A 22,244-nucleotide genomic window follows, 5' to 3' on the forward strand; every position below is an offset into this window, starting at 1 on the left:
GCTCCGGGGGTGGCTGGGGCGCGCCGTTGCGGCGAGGGCTCGGAACCGCTCACACCGCCTTGCCGGGGTTGAGGATGTGATGCGGGTCGAACGCGCTCTTCAGCCGCTGTTGCAGGGCGTGGTTGTCGGCGCCGAGTTCCTCGGCGACCCATTGCCGCTTGAGGACGCCGACTCCGTGTTCGCCGGTGAGAGTGCCGCCCAGCCGCAGTGCGACGGCGAAGATCTCGCCCGCCGCCTTCCAGGCCGCCTCGGGCAGTTCCGGCAGAGCGGGATCCACGACGATGATCGGGTGCAGATTGCCGTCGGCCGCGTGGGCGAGCGTGAAGACCGGCACGTCGTGCCGTACGGAGATGGCCTCGACGGCCCGTACGGCCTCGGCCAGCCGGGAGCGGGGGACGGCGATGTCCTCGATCAGCGGGCGGCCGACGCGTTCCAGCGAGGGCAGCGCCAGGCGGCGGGCCGCGAGCAGGGATTCCGCCTCGGCGGGGTCGGCGGCGACCTCGACGGACATGGCCCGGTCGCCGGCAACCGCCGCGACGCGTTCGGCCTCGGCGGGCGCGCCCGCGCCGTCGCACTGGACGAGCAGCAGGGCGCCGCCCCGGGCCCGTAGCCCGGTTCCCTGCGCGGCGTCGATGGCGGCCAGGACCGGGCCGTCCAGCAGTTCGCACATCGCGGGCTCGACACGGGCGGCGGTGATCGCCGAGGAGGCGGCGGCCGCGTCCTCGACCCGGTCGAAGTACGCGGCGATCGTCGCGGTTGCGACCGGCACCGGCCGCAGCCGCACGGTGGCGCCGGTGATCACCGCGAGAGTGCCCTCCGAGCCGGTCAGCAGGGCCGTCAGGTCGTAACCGGTGACGCCCTTGACGGTGCGTCGGCCGGTGCGTACGACCGTACCGTCCGCGAGCACGGCCGTAAGCCCCAGGACGCTGTCGCGGGTGACACCGTATTTGGCGCAGCGCAGCCCGCCCGCGTTGGTGGCGATGTTGCCGCCGACCGTGGAGATCGCGGCGCTCGCCGGGTCCGGGGCGTAGCGCAGCCCGTGCGCGGCGGCGGCCCGGTCGAGGTCGGCGGTGACCACGCCCGGTTCGACCACGGCGAGCTGGTCGTCGGGCGAGAGTTCGACGATGCGGTTCATCCCGGACAGGTCGAGCACGATGCTGCCCTCACCGGCGGCGGCCCCGCCGGACAGGCCGGTCCCGGCGCCGCGCGGCACGACGGGCACGCGCGACTCGTTCGCGTGGCGAAGGACGCACCGCACCTCGTCGGTGTCCCGGGCGTGTACGACGGCGAGCGGCTGCCCGTCGGTGCGGGTACCGGACCGGTCGGTGGCGTACGGGGCCGTGGCGGCGGGGTCGGTGGTCAGCCGGTCGGGCGGGAGGTCCCGGGCGAGCAGACCGAGCAGCCGGGCCGCGGAAGTGGCCTGCGCCACCGTCTGATTCGTGGTCATCGAAGAGCCTTCGCGCCGGAGGGATCCAGTGGTGTGCGGGGCATGGCGGGTTCTCCTGACGGTGACAGCCGGGTGTGACGCGGGGGCGCGCACCGCACGCGCACCCGGCACGATCCGAGACGAGAGGCTCTACGCCGCCGGCTCGGAGGCCCGGTGGGAAAGTTCCTGACGGACCAGCGGCAGTACGTGGCGGGCGTAGTCGATCGCGTCGTTCAGCGGGTCGTAGCCCCGGACGGACAGCAGTTCGCAGCCGATGTCGACGTAGTCCAGCAGCGCCGCGGCCACCGTCTCCGGCGAGCCGACCAGGGCGGTGGAGGAGCCCGCGGCATTGGTCGCGGCGGCCGGCGCGGTCCACAGGCAGCGGTCGTGGACCTCGCCGCGGGCGGCGACGTCCAGCAGGCGCTGGGAGCCGATGTTGGCGGGCCGGCCCTGGCCGACCGCCGGGTAGTGACGGCTCTTGGCCCGCGTGGCATGCCCCGCCTTGACCCACGCCAGCGTGCGGTGGGCCTTCTCCCAGGCCAGCTCGTCGGTCGGGGCGACGATCGGCCGGAAGGACACCCAGATCCGGGGCCGGGGACGCCCGGCGGCGTCGGCGACGGCGTTCACGGCGGCGATCTGCTCGGCCGTCTCCTTCAGCGGCTCGCCCCACAGCCCGAAGATGTCGCCCTGCTGCCCGCCCACCCGGTACGCGTCGGCAGACGAACCGCCGACGGAGATCGGGATGGTGCCGTTCACGGGGGAGACGTCGGAGCGGAAGCCCTCGAAGCGGTAGTGCGTGCCCTCGTGGGAGACGGGCCCGTCGGAGGACCACACGTCACGCAGGATCCGGATGTATTCGTCCGACCTCTCGTAGCGTTCCGCCTTGCCCAGGTAGTCGCCCTCGCGGCGCTGCTCCTCGTCGTTGCCGCCGGAGATGATGTGGACGGACAGCCGGCCGCCGCTGAGCCGGTCCAGGGTGGCGAAGGCGCGGGCCGCGTGGGTGGGGAAGATGACACCCGGCCGGTGGGCGAGCATCGGCTTCAGGCGTTCGGTGTGGTGAGCGACGAACTGGGCGAGCTGGAGGGCGTCGGGGGAGGCGGAGTGGTAGGCGACGAGGGTGTAGTCGAAGCCGCCGTCGTCCAGTGCGCGGGCGTACTTCCGGGCGTAGTCGGGGTCGATGCCCGAACCGGCGGTGGGGTTGCCGTCGGTGGCGGGGTTGGGGTGGATGGCGCTGATGAACTCGACGGGCATGGCGGATCGGCTCCTCGGAGTGTGTGCGACCTACTGCGACCTACTGGGGCCTGCTGGGGCCTACTTGGTGAACAGACTCGCGTCGACGGAATCGGCGACCTCGACGTTCGGGTCGAGCACCTTGATGCCGTGCATGGTGTCGGCCACCTTCTGAACGGCCTTCGTCACGTCCGGCGTGATCGGCAGCACCTCCCCGTAAGCGGTGGTGGCGAGGGTCTTCGCGATGGCGGGCGACGCGCCGGTGTCCTTCCGGATGGCCGCGGCGTACTCCTCGGGATGCGACCGGCCCCAGGCCAGCGCCTTCGACAGGCGGCCCAGGAAATCGGTGAGCGCGGCCCGCTTGCCCTTGTCGGCCAGGGCCTTGTCCGACGCCCCGATGAAGCCGTAGCCGCTGATCCGGCCGTCGTTGCCGTCGATGAGCAGCCGGCCGCCCTGCTGGAGGGCGACGGCCTGGTAGACCCCGAAGGTCGCCCACACATCGACCTTGCCGGACGCGAAGGCGGCCTGGGCATCGGTCGGCAGCAGATACTGGACGGTGACGTCGGAGTACGAAAGGCCCGCCTGCTGAAGGGCGTTGGCGAGCAGATACTCCGAAATGCTCCCCTTCGCGGAGGACACCACGACCTTCTTGCCCTTGAGATCCGCGACGCTCCGGACCGCGGAGTCCTTCTTCACGACGATGCCGACATGGCTGCCGTCGTTCTTCAGCGCCGCCACGTTCTTCACCCGTACGCCGCCGCTGAGCGCCTGGAGCGAGGGCAGATCGGCGGAGTACGAGGTGTCGGCCGCACCCGCCTGCACCGCCTGGAACAGGGGCGCGGCACCTTGGAACTCCGCCCACTTCACCCCGTACTTCGACCCCTTGAGCACACCCGACGCCTTGACCAGGGTCTGGAGGGTCTTGGCCTGGTCGCCGACGGTCAGCTGCCCGTCGGAGGACGACGCCCCGGCCGCCGTCCCGCCGTTGTCGGCGCAGCCGGCCGTGCCCAGGAGTGCGGCCAGGGCGAAGGCGGTGGTGAGGACACGAACGGTCCGGTTCATGAAGCGGTCCTTTCCAGTGGTGTACCGAGCGGTGTGTCCCGCGGTGCGTCGAGCTCGTGCTCAGGGGCGGAGGCGTCGCGTACACCGAGCCAGCCGAGCAGCCGCGAGCGCAGAGCGACGAACTCGGGCGACCCCAGGGTCCGGGGGCGCGGCAGGTCGACGGTGACCTCGTGGGCGATGCCGCCCGCGTCCATCACCAGCAACCGGTCGGCGAGCAGCAGAGCCTCCTCCACGTCATGGGTGACCAGGAGGATGGAGCAGCCGTGCCGCTGCCACAGCTCGGCGACCAGCCGCTGCGCCTTGCCGCGGGTCAGGGCGTCCAGCGCGCCGAACGGCTCGTCCAGCAGCAGCAGTTCGGGTTCCCGCACGAGAGCGCGGGCCAAGGACACACGCTGCGCCTCGCCTCCGGAGAGGGTCTTCGGCCACACCCCGGCCCGCTCCTCGATGCCGACCTCGGCGAGGTAGCGGGTGGCGAGGGCCCGGTCGGGCTTCCCGGGCAGGCCGAGGACGACATTGCGCCACACCTTCAGCCAGGGCATCAGCCGGGGCGACTGGAAGGCGGCGGACCGGCGGGCGGGCACGGTGACCTCGCCGCTGATCTCGTCGTCCAGCCCGGCCAGGATGCGCAGCAGGGTGCTCTTGCCGCAGCCGCTGTGTCCCAGCAGAGCGACGAACTCGCCCTTCTCGATGGTCAGATCGAGGTCGTCGATCACGGTCCGGCCGGCGAAGGACCGGCCCAGGCCGCGTATCTCCACACTGTCGGTGCTGTCGGTGCCGTGGGTGGGGTCGGTCACGCGTCTCACGCTCCGTCGCCGTCGAAGGAAGCCCGCCAGGCCAGCAGGCGTCGGGAGAGGACCCGTACGACGAAGTCGCAGAGCAGCCCGAGCAACGCGTAGACCGCCAGGCACAGCACGATGACATCGGTACGGAAGTACTGCTGGGCGTTGCTCATCAGGTAGCCGATGCCCGCGTTCGCGTTGATCTGCTCGGCGAAGACCAGGGCCAGCCAGGCGGTGGACAGCGCGTAGCGAAGGCCGACGAGCGCGCCGGGCAGCGCGGACGGCAGGATCACGTACCGGATCATCCCGATCCGTCCGAGGCCCAGCATCCGGGCGGCCTCGATGAGCTGTGAGTCCGCGGAGCGGATGCCGCCGTAGATGTTGAAGTACAGCGGGTAGGTCACACCGAGCGCGACCAGGGCGGTCTTCGGGGTCTCGTCGATGCCGAACCAGACGATGAACAGCGGGATCAGGCCCACCCAGGGGATCGCCCGGAACATGCCCATGGAGGAGTCGATGACGTCCTCGCCGAGCCGGAACAGCCCGGCGGTGAGCGACAGCGTGAGCGCCACGGTGGCGCCGATCACGAAGCCGGTGGCGGCGCGCCGCGCGGAGGCGGCGACGGCGTCCGGAAGCTCACCGGTGCGGGTCAGTTCCACGGCCTGCTGTACGACGTCGACCGGCGAGGCCAGCACGCTGGAGGGCAGCAGCCCGGTGGTGGCGGCGAGGTACCAGGCCAGGACGAGGCCGACCGGGCCGGTGGCCCGGCGCACCGCGCGCGGGAGCCGTGGACCGCGGCGGGTACGCCCGGCCGCGGGGCGGACGGTCAGCCGGCCGGCGGCCTCGGCGGGTGCGGCCTTGGCGAGGGCCGGTCCCGGCGGGGCGGGGGAGGCGGTCTGTTGCCGAACGGGCATCAGGAGGTCCTTTTCTCTTGTCATCGCGGGTGCTCACCGAGGACCGCGGGGCGGTCGGGGTCGGCGGACCACGCGGACCAGGAGCCGGGGAACAGCGCGGCGTCGACGCCCGCGAGGGTGAGGGCCACGATCTGATGCGCCGCGGTCACCCCGGAGCCGCAGTACACGCCGACCGGTGTGCCGCCGTCGGCGCCGAGAGCGGCGAATCGGGCGCGCAGTTCCCGCGCGGGCCGGAAGGTGCCGTCGGCCGCGAGGTTGTCGCCGGTGGGGGCGCTCACCGCCCCGGGGATATGGCCCGCGCGCGGGTCGACGGGCTCGGTCTCGCCCCGGTACCGCTCGGCGGCGCGGGCGTCCAGGAGCACTCCCTGCTCGGCGAGTCCGGCGGCCTCGTCGGCGTCGAGCACCGGCAGATGCCCGGGGACGAGCCCGATGTCACCGGGCTCGGCCACATCCTCCCCGCTCTCCAGCGGGAATCCGGCCGCGCGCCAGGCGCCGAGCGCACCGTCGAGCAGCCGCACGTCGGCCACCCCGGCCCAGCGCAGCAGCCACCAGGCGCGCGCGGCGGCGGTGTTGCCGAGGTCGTCGTAGACGACCACGGGAGTCCCGGCGCGCAGCCCCCAGCGCCGGGCGGCGGCCTGGAGGTCGGCGATGTCCGGCAGCGGATGGCGGCCGCCCTGCCCCGTGGGCGCGGCGGCCAGCTCGGTGTCGAGGTCGGCGAAGACGGCACCGGGGACATGGCCCGCGCGGTAGTGCTCGCGACCGTGCGGGTCGCCGAGCGCCCACCGTACGTCGAGGACGAGCGGCGGATCGCCGGCGTCCAGCAGACCGCGCAGTTCCCCGGCGCTGATCAGGACGCGGTCGCTCATGCGGCGCTCCCGTGGGGTTCCGCGCGGGCGATCTCGGGCAGCGCGGGGGAGAGGCGCAGCCGTTCGAGGAAGAGCACGACGGTCGCCGCGGCGGTGCGGTGCGAGGTGTCGTTGAGTACGTCGTGGCGGGTGTCGGCGAGGCTGACGAACCGCGTGCCCGGCAGGCCCGCGTAGGCGCGGCGGGCCGCGTCCAGCGGGCTGACGGTGTCGTCGGCGCCGTGCAGGGCGAGCACCGGAACCGTGATCGCGCCCAGGTCCGCGGCGCTGAGCAGCTCGTGCGGCACCGGTTCGGCCAGCGCCCCGGGCCGGTACCCGTCGCGGTCCAGCAGGCCGTGGTACGTGGGGCAGGCGCTGCGCAGGGCCAGATCCTGCTCGCGGTCCGCGCCGGCGGGCGGGGCGGCCTGCGCGGTGGGCAGTCCCGCGAGGATCACGGCGTCGAGGCCAGGGGCGCCCTGCGCGGCCAGGGAGGCGGCCCACAGCGCCCCGGTGTCGGCGCCGACCAGCACCCGGGGGGCGTCGGACGCCTCGTCGAGGAGCAGCTCGGCGACCTGCCCCGGCTCCGTGGCGATCCGTACGCGGTAGGCGTCGGTGGCGAGCCGGCGGCCGAACCGCTCATAGGCGCCCGGGTGTTCACCGCGCCCCGGGAGCACGACGAGCGTGCCGCGTGGATGGATGCCTTCCGGTTCGTTCCAGGCATGGATGGTCTCGGCGTGTGTCATGGGTTCTCGCTTCGGGACGGGGGCACCCCGGGCGGAGCCCGGGGCAGGAGCACGGACCGGCACCGGACCGTGTCCGGGTGGCGCGACGGACGACGGCGGGACGCCGGGGGACGCCGGGGGAGAGAGAAAGGACCGGGGGAGATAAGGAGTTCGGGCGAGGCGACGCGGAAGGTCACTGGGACCGACCGACCGACCGGGCGGTGGACCCACCGGGTGGTACGGGGGTGCCGAAGCCGTGGACCGCGTCCGGCCCGGTCGATCGCGAGGGATCAGCTCAGGACGTCCGGTGCGGTGCGCGGGACGCCGCAGGCCCCGCCCGATGGGCGAAGGGCGCTACCTTCGCGACAGGCGCCGACGGCTCACCGGCCGGCGAGGGGCCGGGTCAGCGACAACAAGTGCTGGTGAGGAGGCCGAAGTCGACCACACGGCGTTGCGTCAGCAGTGCGCTCGCGGCGTGGGGCCGCCGGGCCTCGAAGGGGTACGGCGAGATGGCCGTCCCGAACACTGTTCGCAACATGACTCCAGCATCGCCGACGCGCGCATGCCACGTCCAACGATGATTCACCATCGAAATTGATCACGAAAGCTGATCGATGGGTGCTAGCGTGCGGTTATGGCATCTGTGTTCGAAATCGTGACGCTCCGCAGCCTCATAGCCGTCGCGGACCGCGGCGGCTTCCATCGTGCTGCCGAGGCACTGACACTGAGCCAGTCCGCGGTGAGCCAGCACATCCGGCGGCTGGAGAAGACCCTGGGGCGCCCGGTGGTCGAGCGTGACGGCCGCCGGACCCGCTTCACGGCGGACGGAAGTCTGCTTCTGGACGAGGCGCGGCGGATCGTCGCCGCGCACGACGAGGCGGTGCGCCGGCTGCTCGGCGAGGACACGGACACCGTCGTGATCGGCTCCACCGAACACGCCGCCGACCAGATCCTCCCCCGGATCACCGCGGCGGTCCGCGCGGTGCGTCCGGACTGCCGGGTGCGCTACCGCATCGACCGTTCGGCCCGCCTCGTCGAGGCCGTCGACCGGGGCACGGTGGACCTGGCGGTGTACGTCACGGAAGCGGCGGCCACCGAGGGCACGGTGGTCGGCGGCCTCCCCCTCGCCTGGTACGCGGCCCCGGAATGGACCCCGCCGCTCGCCCCGTCCTCGCTCCCTCTGGTGGCCATCGAGGACCCCTGCGCGATCCGCCGCCGCGCCCTGGCCGTGCTGTCCGAACGGGACATCCCCGCCTCGGTCGTCTGTGACGCGGGATACCTGGCCGGAGTGCTGGACGCCGCTCGGGCCGGTCTGGGTGTCGCGCTGCTGGCCACCGTCGGACAGCGTCCCGAGGGGCTCGCCGAGCGCACCGACCTCCCCCCGACTCCGGCGATCCGTATGAGCGTCCACGCCCGTCAGGGCGCGGACGCCGTGATGGCCGCCCACGCTGCCGGTGCCGTCCGTGATCTCCTCGCCGAGGCGGCCACCTCGATCGGCGCGTGCGGGACGGTGGCGTAAGAGGCCGCTGCCCGGCGGCGACCGGAGCTCCGGCCGCCCCCGAACGGGCACGGGATCGAACTCGCGCGCGCATACCGGCCGTTCAAGCGCCGGAGCGTGCGCGACGTCTTGACGTGCTCGTGCCATGGTGGGTGTATGGGAGCGCTCCCAAGCCTCTTCTGATGCCAAAGTTTCTTGGCGCTCACTCCCTGGAGTCGCAGTGAGAACAGCAAGAAGCACGACACGAAAGAGCCCCCTCACCGTCCTGCTGACCGCACTGGCCGCCTTCCTCGGGCTCGTCGTCATCGGCGCGGCCGGTCCGGCCCCCGCCCAGGCGCGGGCCCAGTCGCCCAGTACCCGTGCCGCCACCGGCCTCCACATCAGTGACGGCCGCCTGCTCGAAGGCAACGGCAACGACTTCGTCATGCGCGGCGTCAACCACGCCCACACCTGGTACCCGGGTGAGACGCGGTCGTTGGCCGACGTCAAGGCGCTCGGCGCCAACACCGTCCGCGTCGTCCTCTCCAACGGCCACCGCTGGAGCAGGAACAGCCCCGAGGACGTGGCCGCCGTCATCGCTCAGTGCAAGGCCAACCGGCTGATCTGCGTGCTGGAGGTGCACGACACCACGGGCTACGGCGAGGACGCCGCGGCCGGCACGCTCGACGGGGCCGCCGACTACTGGATCGGCCTCAAGTCCGTACTCGCCGGCCAGGAGAACTACGTCATCGTCAACATCGGCAACGAGCCCTGGGGCAACACCGACCCCGCCGGCTGGACCGAACCCACGACCGCCGCCGTGAAGAAGCTGCGCAACGCCGGGTTCGAGCACACGATCATGGTGGACGCCCCCAACTGGGGCCAGGACTGGCAAGGCGTCATGCGGGCCAACGCCCGGTCCGTGTACGACGCCGACCCCACCGGCAACCTGATCTTCTCGATCCACATGTACAGCGTCTTCGACACCGCCCAGGAGATCACCGACTACCTGAACGCCTTCGTCACGGCACGACTGCCCATCCTCATCGGCGAGTTCGGCGGCCCCGCCGACCAATGGGGCGATCCGGACGAGGACACCATGATGGCCGCCGCCCAGCAGCTCCGGCTCGGCTACCTGGCCTGGTCCTGGAGCGGCAACACCGACCCGGTCCTCGACCTGGCGATCGACTTCGACCCCAGCCAACTCAGCTCCTGGGGCCGGCGTATCTTCAACGGCGCCAACGGCATCGCCCAGACCTCCCGGGAGGCCACCGTCTACGGCGGCGGCGGTCCGGCCGACACACAGGCCCCGACCACCCCCGGCACTCCGACCGCCTCCGCCGTGACGGCCACATCCCTCTCGCTCGGCTGGGCCGCCGCCACCGACAACGTCGGCGTCGCCGGTTACGACATAGTCCGCGTCAGCGGCGGCTCGGAGACCAAGGCCGCCTCCTCCGCCACCAGTACGGTCACCGTGACGGGCCTCACCGCCGGTACGGCGTACACCTTCGCCGTCTACGCCCGTGACGCGGCCGGCAACCGCTCGGCCCGCTCGGCCACGGTGAACGTCACCACCAAGGAGGGCGGCGGCACCCCCGGCGCGCGCTGCGCCGTCGGCTACCGCGTCGTCGGCGAGTGGGGCGACGGCTTCCAGAGCGAGATCACGATCCGCAACACCGGCACCACCGCCATCAGCGGCTGGACGTTGGTCTTCGCCTTCTCCAACGGACAGAAGGTCACCGGCATGTGGGGAGGGACCCCCACCCAGAGCGGCGGCACGGTGAGCGTCGCCCCCGCCTCCTACAACTCCACCGTCTCCGCGGGCGGCTCGGTCACCGTCGGCTTCCTCGCGGGCAAGAGCGGGACCAACACCGCCCCGACCGCCTTCACTCTCAGCGGTACCACCTGCGCCACCGCCTGACCGGCCCGCCCCGGCCGACCGGTGGGGCATCCGTCCCCACCGGTCGGTACGCCTTCCGGGAAGCGCCACTGTCGGTCCGTCAGGACCGGCGGACCAGGACCTACACCTTCATGCCGATTCCGGTCAGCGACCGGACTTCCATCTCCGCCTGCTTGTCGGGGTCCGCGGGGCGCTTGCTCAAAACCGTGCCGAGGTATCCGCAGATGAAGGAGAGCGGAATCGAGACAATGCCCGGGTTGGAGAGGGGGAACCAGTGAAAGTCCACGCTGGTGATGATCGACGTGGAGGCACCCGAGAACGCGGGCGAGAAGATGATGAGCACGAGACCGGACACCAGACCGCCGTAGATGCTCCACAGCGTGCCTGTCGTGTTGAAGCGCTTCCAGAACAGCGTGTAGAGAATCGTCGGCAGATTGGCCGACGCGGCGAGCGCCAGGGCGAGTGACACGAGGAAGGCCACGTTCTGGCCGTTGGTGATGATTCCGCCGATGATGGCGAAGAAACCGATCGCGATCGCCGTCAGACGCGCGACCCGGATCTCGGATCGCGCGTCGGCCTTCCCGTCCTTGATCACGTTGGCGTAGACATCGTGGGCGAACGAGGCCGAAGCGGCCAGGGTCAGGCCCGCCACGACCGCCAGGATCGTCGCGAAGGCGACCGCGGAGACGATCCCCAGCAGCATCGGACCGCCGATCTCGAAAGCGAGCAGCGGGGCCGCGGAGTTCTCGCCGCCCGGGGCGTCGAGGATCGCGTCCGAACCGACCAGAGCGGTGGCGCCGTACCCGACGACCAGGATCGCCAGGTAGAAGACGAACATCGACCAGGAGCACCAGACCACCGAACGGCGCGCCTCCTTGGCGTTGGGCACGGTGTAGAAGCGCATCAGTACGTGCGGCAGGCTGGAGATGCCGAGGACCAGCGCCAAGGCCAGTGAGACGAAGTCGAGTTGGCTCATCGCGTTCTCGCCGTACCAGCCGCCCGGGTCGAGCAGGCGGTCGCCGAGCGAGCTGTTCTGTGCCGCCTGTTCCAGGAGTGCCGAGAAGCTGAATCCGAACTTGGCGATGATGAACACGCTCATGAAGGTCACGCAGAGCAGCAGCAGACCGGCTTTGATGATCTGTACCCAGGTCGTGCCCTTCATGCCGCCCACCAGGACGTAGAAGACCATCACGGCGCCGACGGCCGAGATGATGAGGGCCTGCCCGCTCTTGCTGTGCACATCGAGCAGGAGGGCGATCAGCCCGCCGGCGCCGGCCATCTGGGCGAGCATGTAGAAGAACGTGATTACCAGCGTGGCGTTGGCCGCCGCCGCGCGCACCGGGCGCTGCTTCATGCGATAGGCCATGACGTCGCCGACGGTGAACCGCCCGGTGTTGCGCAGCCGTTCACCGACGAGCAGCAGGGCGACCAGCCAGGCGACGAGCCATCCGACGGAGTAGAGGAACCCGTCGTAGCCATGGACGGCAATCGCCCCCGAAATGCCGAGGAACGAAGCCGCGGACAGGAAGTCGCCGGACAGCGCGATGCCATTTTGGGCGCCGCTGAAAGAGCTTCCCGCAGCGTAATAGTCCGATGCCGTCGAATTCCTGTTGGTAACCCTGTAGACGACGAACAGTGTAACGATGACAAAGGCGAAGAAAACGCCCAGGTTGATCATCGGACTGCCGGTCGATTCTGCCGCGATCTGCAATGTCATTTGTTGCCGGCTCCCGACAGCTCGTGGATCTTTTCCACCTGTGGATCAAGTCTTTTATTTGCGAAGCGCCGGTATGTCAGGACGATGGTGATCGTCGACACGAACTGAAGCAGGCCGAGGACGGTGCCGGTATTGATTGCGCCGACCAGTTTGCGGCTCATAAAGTCGTGGTGATAGGCCGAGAGAAGGACGAAGGTCATGTACCAGCAGAAGAAGAAGGCGCTCATGGGGAAGATGAACCAGCGCAGTCTCCGGCTGAGACGCTTGAACTCCGGGCTCTCCTGAATTGCCCGGAAGTCGGGCTCCCCGTTTTCGTCACCGCGGTCGGCGAACCTCTGCCCGGCTCCCCGATCGGATGGAATGGGCGCGGGCGGCCGCACCGATTTCGACATTGATTCTCTCCGGGGGGTTTTCGGGCGGGCGTCGTTCGGGTCGCCGGTAGCGGGTGGAGCGGGAGGAGAGGCAACCGGCAGCCCCTTTGACGGGGCAAGTGTAGTGAGGTGCCGGATGCAGTCAACGTCCTCGGGTGCGCATGGCCGCGTGCTGTGCCGCAAATCCGGCTTCAGGGCCATTTTGAATGTAGTGGATATGATCGCGGAATGGGTATTTTGTCCAACTCTCTTCGCATTGTCCCCTTTGTTTTGATCTCGGGTGATCGTGGCCGATCGGGATCGCCCCCCTTGGGGATATTTCGTGAAGCGACGTTGTGTACCAGGTGTCTTCGCTGATAGAACCTCATACTTGTGTGTCAGTGTTTGCGCATGCGAGCGTTTGTGTGGATGGGTCGGCCGCCGGTGTCTGACGAAGCCGAGTCATTGGTCGCTCTCGCGTCATTGGGGGGATTGCGGGGGCGGGATGGAATCGCTGGGTGATTCCTCCGACGGTGCCTGCGAGTATTCGTTCCGTTCAGGTACGGCCTCTGCGAACTCGCCATGAAGAGTAGCGAGCTTTTCGGGCAGAGGTGCTGCTGGATTCGGGTAGAGGTACTACTAGAGGCGCCAGAGGTGGGCGCGCCAGCGCATCGCCAAACCGGGGCGTGGGGCGTGCTGCCGGGCGTTCGACTCCCCTTTCAGGGAAAACCAGGAGAAACGGCATCGTGATACATCCCTGTGGGCAGGCCGGTCCGGGCGCGGAGCGCACCTCATGACCCCGGGCAAGCACGCGGCCGCACGCGAACGTCGACAGCCGTGGTGGGTCGGCGTGGTGCAGTGGCGGAACTGGCGACTGCCGGTGAAGCTGGGTGCCGTTCTCGTGGTGCCCGCCCTGCTCGCCGTCGGTCTGGGCGTCGTACAGATCCAGCGCGATGTCGCGCGGGCGAGTTCCTACGCGGACATTCAGCAACTGGTCGAGCTGCGCGGCGGGTTGCTGCCGTTGATCGAGGATCTGCAGATGGAGCGGACCCTGTCCGCCGGGCGCCTGCGCGGCGGTGCGTCCGTCGATACGGCCATGCTCCGGCAGCGGATTCAACTCGTCGACCGCGGTCAGGCCGCCGTCACGCGTATCAACGAACAGGCAACCGGTCTTGACGGGGTTTCGGTCAACCGTTACCGCGACGCGTTCAAGCTTCTGGACGGCCTGCCCGAGCTGCGCCGGCAGGTGGCGTCCGAAGGCGTCAACTCGTGGACCGCGGTGAGCGGCTACAGCGAGATGATCAACGGTCTGCTCGATCTGGACCAGGCGCTGGGCACCAGGGTCGGTGAACCTCAGCTGTCCGGACCGGCGATCGCGCTGTACGACCTGGAGGTGATCCAGGAACAGGTCCACCTCCAGCATGTGCTCCTCCTGGAGCTGAAGGATCCCGGACCCGGCAAGCCGGCGGACTCCAAGATCGTCAGAGCGCTCCAGGAGTCCGACTTCCGCCTGCGGGACAAGCGGGGCGACTTCCGGGCCGTGGCCACCACGGCGGAGCAGCGCAATTACGACCGGACGGTCACAGGCCCGCAGGTCCAGCGGCGTGCTCAGCTGGTGGACGCCGTCCTGTCCCGGGCGGCGGGGCCGGACGCCGGGCTGGACGCGGACGCTGGATCGGCGCCGTTCTCGGTCCGCGACTGGAACCAGAGTTCGGAGACCACCGGAGACCTTGTCGACAAGGTGGAGAAGGACCTCGCCGATCGGCTTCGCCTGACCTCCGCCGAACTGCAGGACCACACGAGCGACCGGGCCGGTGCGGAGTCCGTGATGCTCCTCGCCGTACTCCTGCTCGCCCTTGCCATCGGGTTCGGCATCTCCCGGCATCTGCTGCGGTCCCTGGTCGTGCTGCGCTCGACCGCACTCGACGTGGCCGAGCGTCAGCTCCCGGCGGCGGTCTCGAGCATCCGCGAGGGCGAGGTGTCGAACTCGCCCATCGAGGCCGTGCCGGTGCACACCACGGAGGAGTTCGGGCAGCTGGCCAGGGCGTTCGACGCGGTGCACGGCCAGGCCGTGCACCTGGCCGCCGAACAGGCCGCGCTGCGAGGCGACTTGCGGGACACCCTGGCCAACCTGTCCCGGCGCAGCCAGAGTCTGGTGGACCGGATGCTGCGCCTGATGGAGCAGCTCGAGTGGCACGAAGAGGATCCGGACCAACTGTCCAACCTCTTCAAGCTCGACCACCTGGCGACCCGTATGCGGCGCAACAACGAGAACCTGATGGTCCTGTGCGGCAGCACATTGGTCCGCGCCTCCGAACAGCGCGTACCGCTGGACAACGTGCTGCGGGCCTCGGTGTCCGAAATCGAGCACTACCAGCGCGCGGTGGTGGAGCCCGTTCCCCCTGTCCAGGTGATCGGTTACGCGGCCCGTGACCTGGCACGGATGGTCGCCGAGTTGCTCGACAACGCCACCACCTTCTCCCCGCCTGACACTCAGGTGGTGATCAGTAATACGATACTCCCGGACGGTTCTGCACTGATCGACATCCACGACCAGGGATTCGGGATGAGCGATATCGAATTGGCCAAGGCTCACCGACGCGTAGCGGAGGACGCATCTGTGGAGGTACCTACGTCCCGGCAGATGGGTTTGTCCGTCGTCGGTCACTTGGCACGTCGGCACGGCATCGACGTGGAACTGAGCTCGGAGCGGGGTACCGGTGGGCTCCGGGCCGGCATCCACGTACCGGCGAAGCTGATGCTGACGAACAGCCCCGCCATCGAGGGCCGGGGCAGCTCACTGCCCACCAGGCCGACCGCGGCCAGGAGCGCCGTGCCCGTACGGACACGGCCGAAGGCCGACGGGACCAGGGCGGCGGCTCTGCCGCGCAGGGCGCACGACGGGGCTCGCTCGATACGTGGCGGTGATTCCCCGGCGGATTCCCGGCGTTCGGGCGCTCCCGAGCCGGGCCGCCATGGGTCCGCGGATCCCTCCGTGCCCCAGGCCCTGCCGCGTCGGACACCCGCCATCGACGCGGAGGCCAACCGCTTCGTCCCGGTCGGCAAGGACGCCCCGAAGGCGACCGACGGCAGGTCCGGCAACGGCGATATGCCGGTGGGCAACCGTGCCGCACGGGCGCAGGCCCCGGGGCTGCCGCGGCGGTCGCGTCCGGCTCCCCAGGGCGCCACCTCCTCGGCGTGGTTCAAGTCGGCCGAACCGGACACGGCTTCGGCGGATTCGCGTACCGAGGACACCGCGCGCCCACCGGTGCCGCCCACCGCGAGGACTCAGCCCCCGTCGGGGCAGGGAGCGGCGGCTCACGCCGGGAAGGGCGAGCCCGCGTCGGCTGCCGGTCACTCGTCACCCGAGGCATCCGACGAGCGGAAGCCGACGGGCCTCACAGGGTCCGCGTTGCCTCGGCGGCCCGTACCCTCCCGGCCCGGGGCCGTCGAGGAGAGCCGTCCGGATCCCGTTGACAGCCCTCGTCCGGCCGACTCCGAGCCGTCGGACGCTCCGGGGACAGCCGCACGCACAGAGGCCGGGCTGCCCAAACGGGTTCCGCGTCGGAGCCCGGTTCCGGACCGGGCCGAGCCGCGTGCCGCCGGAGGTGAGGTGACCGCGAAGAAGGACGCGGGCCGCACCCACAGGTTCCTCAGCAACTACCAGTCGGGCATCCGTCGGGCTCAGCCCGACGAGACATAGGTCTCTTCGAAGAACGGGCAGGAAGAATTCATGACCTCACCCCAGTCGCGGGAGGTGAGCCAGTTCGGATGGCTGGTCACCAACTTCACCGAACGTGTTCCCAATGTGGCGCACGCCGTGGTGGTATCAGCCGACGGAATTTTGCTCACGGCGTCGGACGGGCTGGCGGACGATCGTGCCGAACAGCTTGCCACCATCGCCGCGGGCACCGTCAGCTTGACGCAGGGCGTTGCCCGTTGCCTGATGACCGGTGACGTGCGGCGGTCCGTGGTCCAGATGGAGGGTGGGAACATGCTGCTGATGTCGATCAAGGACGGCTCGTGCCTCGTGGCACTGGCAGCGCCGGACTGCGAGATCGGCCAGGTCGCCTACGAGATGACCGTACTGGTCGACCAGGTCGGCGAGATGCTGACCCCGGAACTACGTGCCGAGCTCCAGGGACTGAAGCGGACAGCGGTCCATTAGGCCGGACGAGGAGATCATGAGCGCCGGTGAAGGCCCTTCCGGGCAGGGGCCTCGGAGAGATCAGGGGGCGGGGGACGAACAGACCTTCGCCGATGTGCTCAACGCGTTCAGTTTCGGCAAGGCGCGACGGGCGCGGAAGAGGTCCGGTGCCGACGCCACCCCGGCGGCCCCGGATCGCCGTGAGGTGGACGATCCCGGAACCACGGGTCCTGCGGAGTCGTACCCGCGAGCGCCGTCGGAGCACGGACAGCCGGCCGCCTGGGAGACCGAGCACGACGAGGGACAAGGCGCGGCCTCACTCGTGCGTGCCTACACATGGACGGGTGGCCGGACCAGGTCGCAGCATCACTTCGAGGTCGAGACCCTGGTGACCACCACCGAGCTGGGTCACCGCTCCACCGATGTCGTGCAGTTGGACCACCGACCGGTGATCGAGCTGTGCCAGGAACCGAGATCGGTGGCCGAGGTGTCGGCCATGCTGTCGGTGCCGCTGGGGGTGGTCAAGGTCCTGCTCGGCGACATGGCGGAACGCGGGTTGATCGTCGTCCACGAGAGCGCCGTCACGCAGGACGGCAGCCCGGACGGTGCCCTGATGGAGAGAGTGCTGGTCGGACTCCGGCGGATCTGACGGTCTCTTCGACGGATGTCGAACCGTGGATCGTGGTGGGGCGACAGCCGAGCCCCTCCACCGCGACGAGCGCTCATCTAAGGAGGAGAAGCCGCATGCCCTGCCCGCGGGATCCCCTGCCGCTCGACGAGTCCTTCGTCGCAAAACCGCACGCCTCATACGCGGCGTTGCGCCGAACCGGTCCGGTCCACCGGGCCGTCAGCCCTGACGGGGACCCACTTCTCCTGGTCACGAACTACCAGGAGGTCCGGGCCGCCGCCATGGACCGACGGATGTCGGTCAGCAAACAGCACGCGCGCACGGTCGCCGGTCATGTGAATTCCCTGCCGGCGGAACTCGACGCGCATCTGCTCAACAGCGCCCCGCGGGCTCACGCGCGGCTGCGCCGCCTGGTGAGTACGGCGTTCACACCTCGCCGCGCGGAGGGCCTGCGCGATGCCGTGCAGAAGTCCACCGACCAGTTGCTGGACACGATCGCCTGCCACGATCGCGCGGATGTGGTCGCCGATCTGGCCCTGCCGCTGTCCATGTCGGTGATCTGCGACCTGATGGGTATTCCGGCCGACAACCGCCCGGACTTCCGGCGCTGGACGGACACCCTGCTGAACGCGGCACCCGGCGGTCCCCCGCGCTCGCGCGAGGCCATGCGGGAGATGCACCGGTACCTGACAGAGCTCATCGACAGCAAGCGCGGCGCGCCGGCGGACGACGACCTGTTGTCCGCCCTCATCGCGGCTCGCGACGAGGGCGACCGCCTGAGCGAGAGCGAGCTGGTGGCCATGGCTTTTCTCTTGCTCTTCGGCGGTTACGACAACGTCGCGAGCCTGATGGCCAGCACCGTGCTGGCTCTGCTGACGCACCCCGATCAGCTGGCCGCCGTCCGCGGCGGCGAGTTGACCATGGACGCGGTGACGGAGGAGACGCTGCGGTGGAATTCCCCCGCCATGCTCGCCGTACGGCGTTTCGCCACGGAAGACATCAGGATGGGCGGCACGCACGTCCCGGCCGGTGAACGCGTCTGGCTGTCATGGGCGTCGGCCAATCGCGACTCCGAGCGCTTCGCGAATCCGGACACCTTCGACCCCTGCCGCGAGGACACCGCGCATCTCGCCTTCGGGCACGGATCCCATTACTGCCCCGGCGCGGCTCTCGCCCGGATGGAGAACAACATCGCGGTGACCTCTCTGATCCAGCGCTTTCCGGATCTTTCCCTGGCGGGCCCCGCGGAGGAACCGCGGTGGACGAACTCCCTGCGCAGCCGCCGCTTGCGAGAGCTGCCCGTCACTCTGTGAGCCCCGGTGCACAGGGCCTAAGCAGGCAGCCTGTGCCAGCGGACCCAGGCTGCCTGACCGCCGTCGACGAGCAGGTCCGTGCCGGTGATGTACAGCGAGTGCGGGCCGGTGAGGAACGCCGCCACCTCCGCGATCTCGTCCGGAGTGCCCGTACGCCCCGCACCGCACGCGTCCAGCATCTTCATCATGTGCCCGTCCGGGTCGGAGTCGGCCTCGGCCTTCGACATCGCGGTCGATATCACCCCGGGGCTCACGGTGTTGATCCGGGCGCCGCGCAGACTCCAGGCGAGCGCCGCGGCCTGGACCCGGACGTGATTGGCCCGCTTGGACATCATGTACGCGGCCATCGAGTCGTCACCGACCGCGGTGACGAAGTCCAGTCCGAGGAGTTCGTCCGTGGGCTTCGTCGCCAGAGCCGCCTCGTGTTCCCGGTCGAGGGGCGCGTAGTGGCCGGCCATGCTGGAGATGACGACCAGGGCGGTACCGCGGGTGGCGACCCGCTCGAAGGCGTCGATCACATGCGCCGTGCCCAGCAGGTTGACCTCGAGCACCTTGCGGGCCGACGCGGTCGCGGCGCCGACGCCGGCGGTGTGCACGACGGCGGTCACCCGGCCCTCGGCGGAGGCGACTTCGGCGAGTCTCTCGACCGACTCGCGATCGCTCACATCGGTGCGCACGCCCCGCACCGCGAATCCGCTGGCGCTCAACTCCTCGACACCACTGTCGAGTTGCTCACGCGACGCGTCGGCCAGGACGAGAGTCCGCCCGCTGCCGAGCCGACGCGCGATCGCCGAGCCGATACCACCGGCTCCCGTGACCACGACCACGTCACGTCCGTCGTCCTTACGCTCCTGCATGATCAACCTCCATGTGGTACTGCCGACTTCAACGGTGGGGCACGGGTGGGCGGGGAGCCGCGGTCGGCATGTGCCCGCATGGGCAGTGCACCAGCGGTGTGAACGCTGGTGCACTGCCTGTGAGGGCCTGTCCGCCGGACGCCGCGGGCCCCGCCCTCCCGGGCGAACAGTGCTACTTCGGCGCGGTGGCCGGGGCCGTGGTCCCCACGGCGTCGCGCCAGGTGGCGCTGACGGCGATGGCCTGGCGCCAGCTGCGGATCGCCTTGGGCGGCATGCCGACCGCGAGCGCTCCGGTCAGCCGGTCGCCGGTGCGGTAGGCGACCACGAACCGGCGCTCGGCCAGATCGCCGTCCACCACCGCCACTTCGTCGTGGCCCCGCAGACAGCCGTACGCCTGGATCTTCATGTCGTACTGGTCCGACCAGAAGTACGGCACCGGCGCGAACGGCTTGCGCGCCTGCGGACGCAGCAGATTGCGGGCGGCGGCCATGCCCTGTTCGGCCGCGTGGGTACGGTGCTCGACACGCATCGACACGCCGAACAGGGGGTTGTGCCAGCGGGCCACGTCCCCGGCCGCGTACACGCCCGGCGCTGCCTCGCTGAACTCGTCGCACACCACGCCGTTGTCGACGGTCAGGCCGCTGTCGGCGAGCCACTCGGTGTTCGGCAGCGATCCGATCGCGACCAGGACCTCGTCGCCCTCGACCAGCTCGCCGTCCGCGAGCCGCACCCCGTCCTCGGTCACCGCGGCCACGGTGACCCCGCAGCGCAGTTCCACCCCCCGGTCCAGGTGGGCCTGCGACAGCACCTGTCCGACCGCCCCGCCGACCGCGTGGGCCAGCGGCACCGGTGCCGGCTCCAGCAGGGTCACCCGGGCGCCCAGTTGCCAGGCCACGGCGGCGGCCTCCGCGCCGAGGAACCCGGCGCCGACCACGATCAGCCGCCGTCCCCGCCCCAGCCGGTCGCGCAGCGCGACCGCGTCGTCCAGGGTCCGCAGCACGTGGGCGCCTTCGCCGGGCAGCCGGCGCGGGCGCACTCCGGTGGCCACGACGAGCCCGTCGTACGGCACATGCGAACCGTCCGCCAGCCGCACCGTCCGGTCCGCCACGTCGAGCCCGGTGGCCGCGACACCGAGTCGCAGGTCGAGACCGAGGGAGTCCAGGACGTCGTACGGCCGCAGCGGGAGCTGCTTCGTCTCCCACTCCCCGGCCAGGATCTGCTTGGACAGCGGGGGCCGGTCGTACGGGGCGTGGGGCTCGTCGCCGATGAGGGTCAGGGTGCCCTCGTAGCCTTCCCGGCGGAGGGTCTCGGCCGCCGCGAGTCCGGCGGCCGAGGCTCCTACGACGACAACGCCCTTCACTGCTCGACCAGCCGGATCGCCGCGGCCGGGCAGATCGCCACGGCTTCCCGTACCCCTTCGAGGAGTTCGTCGCCCGGCCGCTCCTCCAGCAGGATCGCGACGCCGTCGTCGTCACGCTGGTCGAAGACCTCGGGGGAGGCCATCACACACTGTCCCGACGCCACGCACTTCGGCTCGTCCAGTTCAACACGCATGGTTTTCCTCGCTTTTCGTGGGGGGTTCTGCTTCGGGGGAGAAGTCTTCCTCAGGGAGTGGTCACCAGGCCACGGGGAGGGACTTGACGCCGTAGGTGGTCCCGGTGTGGTCGAACTCGAGATCCGAGATGTCGGCGGCCAGTCGCAAGGTCGGGATACGGCGGTAGAGGGTGCCGTAGACGACCTGGAGCTCCAGGCGGGCGAGGTTCTGGCCCAGGCACTGGTGGGGGCCGTAGCCGAAGGCCTGGTGGTTGCGGGCGGGCCGGCCGATGTCCAGACGGTCGGCCTCCGGGTAGGTCTCCGGGTCCCAGTTGGCGGCGTGCAGGTCGAAGATGAGGCCCTCCCCGGCGCGGATGAGGACACCGCCGACCTCGATGTCCTCCTTCGCGACCCGCCGTACGCCGGTCTGGACGATGCTCAGGTAACGCAGCAGCTCGTCCACCGCGCCACCGACGACCTTCGGGTCGTCCGTCTCACGCAGGATCGCCAGCTGGTCGGGGTGCTGGAACAGGGCCAGCGTGCCCAGGCTGATCATCGTCGCCGTCGTCTCGTGACCCGCGATCAGCATGGCCGTGCTCATGTGCACGGCCTCGGTGTGGGTCATCTCGCCGGCCTTGACCTTGCCGCCCATCTCCGACATCACGTCGTCGGCCGGGTCGGCGATCTTCTCGTCCAGGAGGTTCTTCAGGTACGCCGACATCTTCCCGCTCACCTCCCGGATCTCCTCCGGCGAGGCGCTGCTGTCGAGGACGGTGCCCGCGAACCTCTGGAAGAACTCGTGCTTCTCGTACGGCACTCCGAGCAGCTGGGCGATGACCAGGGACGGCACCGGAAGGGCGATCGCGGTCAGCAGGTCCGCGGGCTTCGGGCCCACGAGCATCTCGTCGATCAGCCGGTCCACCATCTGCTGGATGGGCTCCCGCATCGCCTCGATCCGTTTGACGACGAAGGGGGCGTTGACCGACCGGCGCAGCCGGGTGTGCTCCGGCGCGTCCGTGTTCGTGATCATCCGAGGCGAGAGGGGTGCGACCGCGGCCCGGTGCTGATTCACGTACGGGAAGCCGGGGTTGAGGTCGTCGTCGCTCATGCGCGGGTCGGTGAGCAGGGCGCGCTGGTCGGCGTGGCGCGTGATCAGCCAGGGCGTGGTCCCGTTCCAGATCCGTACCCGGCTGATCGGCTGCTCGGCCCGCAGCTGTTCCGCGGCCGGGAACGGCGCCAGCGGGCACTCGGCCGCCCTGGCCATCGGATATTCGGGCAGGGGCTGTGCCGCGCCGGACACGGGGCAGGTAGCAGTCATGATGACTCCTCGGTGGTGGGGCTCCGACA

Annotated in this window: 19 protein-coding genes; 6 read left to right on the forward strand and 13 right to left on the reverse strand. The window is 70.3% G+C overall.

Translation table 11 applies throughout. The features are described 5' to 3' along the window. Window positions 1-49 precede the first annotated feature (49 nt). The 7 genes from ACIOJD_RS13990 to ACIOJD_RS14020 form a co-directional block, all read right to left on the reverse strand. Entirely contained in the window at window positions 50-1,447 is a 1,398-nt protein-coding gene (locus ACIOJD_RS13990; protein WP_401912426.1) for an FAD-binding oxidoreductase, read from the reverse strand. 129 nt (window positions 1,448-1,576) lie between these two features. Beyond that, window positions 1,577-2,677 carry an LLM class flavin-dependent oxidoreductase gene (locus ACIOJD_RS13995; RefSeq protein WP_401912429.1) on the reverse strand — a complete coding sequence of 367 codons (1,101 nt, stop codon included), beginning with the start codon at window positions 2,675-2,677 and terminating at the stop codon, window positions 1,577-1,579. A 60-nt stretch (window positions 2,678-2,737) separates the two neighbouring features. Further along, on the reverse strand, window positions 2,738-3,718 hold the full coding sequence (locus ACIOJD_RS14000; protein ID WP_401912432.1) for an ABC transporter substrate-binding protein: 981 nt from the start codon (window positions 3,716-3,718) through the stop codon (window positions 2,738-2,740). Next, window positions 3,715-4,512: an ABC transporter ATP-binding protein gene (locus tag ACIOJD_RS14005; RefSeq protein ID WP_401912435.1), complete on the reverse strand. Its 798-nt coding sequence runs from the start codon at window positions 4,510-4,512 to the stop codon at window positions 3,715-3,717. The genes ACIOJD_RS14000 and ACIOJD_RS14005 overlap by 4 nt, the downstream gene beginning before the upstream one ends. A gap of 5 nt (window positions 4,513-4,517) precedes the next feature. Continuing rightward, complete coding sequence (locus ACIOJD_RS14010; protein WP_401912437.1) at window positions 4,518-5,411, reverse strand: ABC transporter permease; 894 nt, start codon at window positions 5,409-5,411, stop codon at window positions 4,518-4,520. Window positions 5,412-5,431: 20 nt separating this feature from the next. Next, window positions 5,432-6,277: a sulfurtransferase gene (locus ACIOJD_RS14015; protein ID WP_401912439.1), complete on the reverse strand. Its 846-nt coding sequence runs from the start codon at window positions 6,275-6,277 to the stop codon at window positions 5,432-5,434. Then, on the reverse strand, window positions 6,274-6,996 hold the full coding sequence (locus ACIOJD_RS14020; protein WP_401912442.1) for an alpha/beta hydrolase: 723 nt from the start codon (window positions 6,994-6,996) through the stop codon (window positions 6,274-6,276). Before ACIOJD_RS14020 ends, ACIOJD_RS14015 begins: the two co-directional genes overlap by 4 nt. A 613-nt stretch (window positions 6,997-7,609) precedes the next feature. On the opposite strand from ACIOJD_RS14020, the gene ACIOJD_RS14025 reads away from it, so the two are divergent. Both ACIOJD_RS14025 and ACIOJD_RS14030 read left to right on the forward strand, forming a co-directional pair. Then, complete coding sequence (locus ACIOJD_RS14025; RefSeq protein WP_401912444.1) at window positions 7,610-8,494, forward strand: LysR family transcriptional regulator; 885 nt, start codon at window positions 7,610-7,612, stop codon at window positions 8,492-8,494. Between the two features lie 199 nt (window positions 8,495-8,693). After that, window positions 8,694-10,373 (forward strand): cellulase family glycosylhydrolase, encoded by a 1,680-nt coding sequence (locus ACIOJD_RS14030; protein WP_401912446.1) that lies wholly within the window; start codon window positions 8,694-8,696, stop codon window positions 10,371-10,373. Window positions 10,374-10,473: 100 nt separating this feature from the next. Here ACIOJD_RS14030 and ACIOJD_RS14035 read toward each other — a convergent pair whose 3' ends face one another. Next, window positions 10,474-12,069, reverse strand: a complete 1,596-nt coding sequence (locus tag ACIOJD_RS14035; RefSeq protein ID WP_401912449.1) for a cation acetate symporter — start codon at window positions 12,067-12,069, stop codon at window positions 10,474-10,476. Next, on the reverse strand, window positions 12,066-12,461 hold the full coding sequence (locus tag ACIOJD_RS14040; protein ID WP_401912453.1) for a DUF485 domain-containing protein: 396 nt from the start codon (window positions 12,459-12,461) through the stop codon (window positions 12,066-12,068). Before ACIOJD_RS14040 ends, ACIOJD_RS14035 begins: the two co-directional genes overlap by 4 nt. Window positions 12,462-13,212: 751 nt before the next feature. Here ACIOJD_RS14040 and ACIOJD_RS14045 point away from each other — a divergent pair. The 4 genes from ACIOJD_RS14045 (at window position 13,213) to ACIOJD_RS14060 (ending at window position 18,507) form a co-directional block, all read left to right on the forward strand. Then, complete coding sequence (locus tag ACIOJD_RS14045; protein WP_401912456.1) at window positions 13,213-16,122, forward strand: nitrate- and nitrite sensing domain-containing protein; 2,910 nt, start codon at window positions 13,213-13,215, stop codon at window positions 16,120-16,122. Window positions 16,123-16,152: 30 nt separating this feature from the next. Continuing rightward, complete coding sequence (locus tag ACIOJD_RS14050; RefSeq protein WP_401912459.1) at window positions 16,153-16,587, forward strand: roadblock/LC7 domain-containing protein; 435 nt, start codon at window positions 16,153-16,155, stop codon at window positions 16,585-16,587. A 16-nt stretch (window positions 16,588-16,603) separates the two neighbouring features. Next, window positions 16,604-17,215 (forward strand): DUF742 domain-containing protein, encoded by a 612-nt coding sequence (locus ACIOJD_RS14055; protein WP_401912461.1) that lies wholly within the window; start codon window positions 16,604-16,606, stop codon window positions 17,213-17,215. 95 nt (window positions 17,216-17,310) lie between these two features. Continuing rightward, window positions 17,311-18,507, forward strand: a complete 1,197-nt coding sequence (locus ACIOJD_RS14060; protein WP_401912463.1) for a cytochrome P450 — start codon at window positions 17,311-17,313, stop codon at window positions 18,505-18,507. A 17-nt stretch (window positions 18,508-18,524) separates the two neighbouring features. On the opposite strand, the gene ACIOJD_RS14065 is transcribed toward ACIOJD_RS14060, so the two are convergent. The 4 genes from ACIOJD_RS14065 to ACIOJD_RS14080 all read right to left on the reverse strand — a co-directional run bounded on the left by ACIOJD_RS14065 (window position 18,525) and on the right by ACIOJD_RS14080 (window position 22,215). After that, window positions 18,525-19,364, reverse strand: a complete 840-nt coding sequence (locus ACIOJD_RS14065; protein ID WP_401912466.1) for an SDR family oxidoreductase — start codon at window positions 19,362-19,364, stop codon at window positions 18,525-18,527. Between the two features lie 172 nt (window positions 19,365-19,536). After that, window positions 19,537-20,724, reverse strand: coding sequence for an NAD(P)/FAD-dependent oxidoreductase (locus ACIOJD_RS14070; protein WP_401912469.1), 1,188 nt, complete (start codon window positions 20,722-20,724; stop codon window positions 19,537-19,539). Next, window positions 20,721-20,918, reverse strand: a complete 198-nt coding sequence (locus ACIOJD_RS14075; protein ID WP_401912472.1) for a ferredoxin — start codon at window positions 20,916-20,918, stop codon at window positions 20,721-20,723. The genes ACIOJD_RS14070 and ACIOJD_RS14075 overlap by 4 nt, the downstream gene beginning before the upstream one ends. A gap of 61 nt (window positions 20,919-20,979) precedes the next feature. Next, the gene (locus ACIOJD_RS14080) at window positions 20,980-22,215 is read right to left on the reverse strand and encodes a cytochrome P450 (protein WP_401912475.1); all 1,236 of its coding nucleotides are present in this window, start codon (window positions 22,213-22,215) and stop codon (window positions 20,980-20,982) included. Window positions 22,216-22,244: the final 29 nt, after the last annotated feature.

Origin of the sequence: Streptomyces sp. NPDC088116 (assembly GCF_044741745.1) — a bacterium.
GTDB lineage: Bacteria > Actinomycetota > Actinomycetes > Streptomycetales > Streptomycetaceae > Streptomyces.

Coding starts and splice junctions, on each gene's coding strand:
- ACIOJD_RS13990 (WP_401912426.1), bottom strand. CDS start 1,447: ATGACCACGAATCAGACGGTGGCGCAGGCCACTTCCGCGGCCCGGCTG.
- ACIOJD_RS13995 (WP_401912429.1), bottom strand. CDS start 2,677: ATGCCCGTCGAGTTCATCAGCGCCATCCACCCCAACCCCGCCACCGAC.
- ACIOJD_RS14000 (WP_401912432.1), bottom strand. CDS start 3,718: ATGAACCGGACCGTTCGTGTCCTCACCACCGCCTTCGCCCTGGCCGCA.
- ACIOJD_RS14010 (WP_401912437.1), bottom strand. CDS start 5,411: ATGCCCGTTCGGCAACAGACCGCCTCCCCCGCCCCGCCGGGACCGGCC.
- ACIOJD_RS14015 (WP_401912439.1), bottom strand. CDS start 6,277: ATGAGCGACCGCGTCCTGATCAGCGCCGGGGAACTGCGCGGTCTGCTG.
- ACIOJD_RS14020 (WP_401912442.1), bottom strand. CDS start 6,996: ATGACACACGCCGAGACCATCCATGCCTGGAACGAACCGGAAGGCATC.
- ACIOJD_RS14025 (WP_401912444.1), top strand. CDS start 7,610: ATGGCATCTGTGTTCGAAATCGTGACGCTCCGCAGCCTCATAGCCGTC.
- ACIOJD_RS14035 (WP_401912449.1), bottom strand. CDS start 12,069: ATGACATTGCAGATCGCGGCAGAATCGACCGGCAGTCCGATGATCAAC.
- ACIOJD_RS14040 (WP_401912453.1), bottom strand. CDS start 12,461: ATGTCGAAATCGGTGCGGCCGCCCGCGCCCATTCCATCCGATCGGGGA.
- ACIOJD_RS14045 (WP_401912456.1), top strand. CDS start 13,213: ATGACCCCGGGCAAGCACGCGGCCGCACGCGAACGTCGACAGCCGTGG.
- ACIOJD_RS14050 (WP_401912459.1), top strand. CDS start 16,153: ATGACCTCACCCCAGTCGCGGGAGGTGAGCCAGTTCGGATGGCTGGTC.
- ACIOJD_RS14055 (WP_401912461.1), top strand. CDS start 16,604: ATGAGCGCCGGTGAAGGCCCTTCCGGGCAGGGGCCTCGGAGAGATCAG.
- ACIOJD_RS14060 (WP_401912463.1), top strand. CDS start 17,311: ATGCCCTGCCCGCGGGATCCCCTGCCGCTCGACGAGTCCTTCGTCGCA.
- ACIOJD_RS14065 (WP_401912466.1), bottom strand. CDS start 19,364: ATGCAGGAGCGTAAGGACGACGGACGTGACGTGGTCGTGGTCACGGGA.
- ACIOJD_RS14075 (WP_401912472.1), bottom strand. CDS start 20,918: ATGCGTGTTGAACTGGACGAGCCGAAGTGCGTGGCGTCGGGACAGTGT.
- ACIOJD_RS14080 (WP_401912475.1), bottom strand. CDS start 22,215: ATGACTGCTACCTGCCCCGTGTCCGGCGCGGCACAGCCCCTGCCCGAA.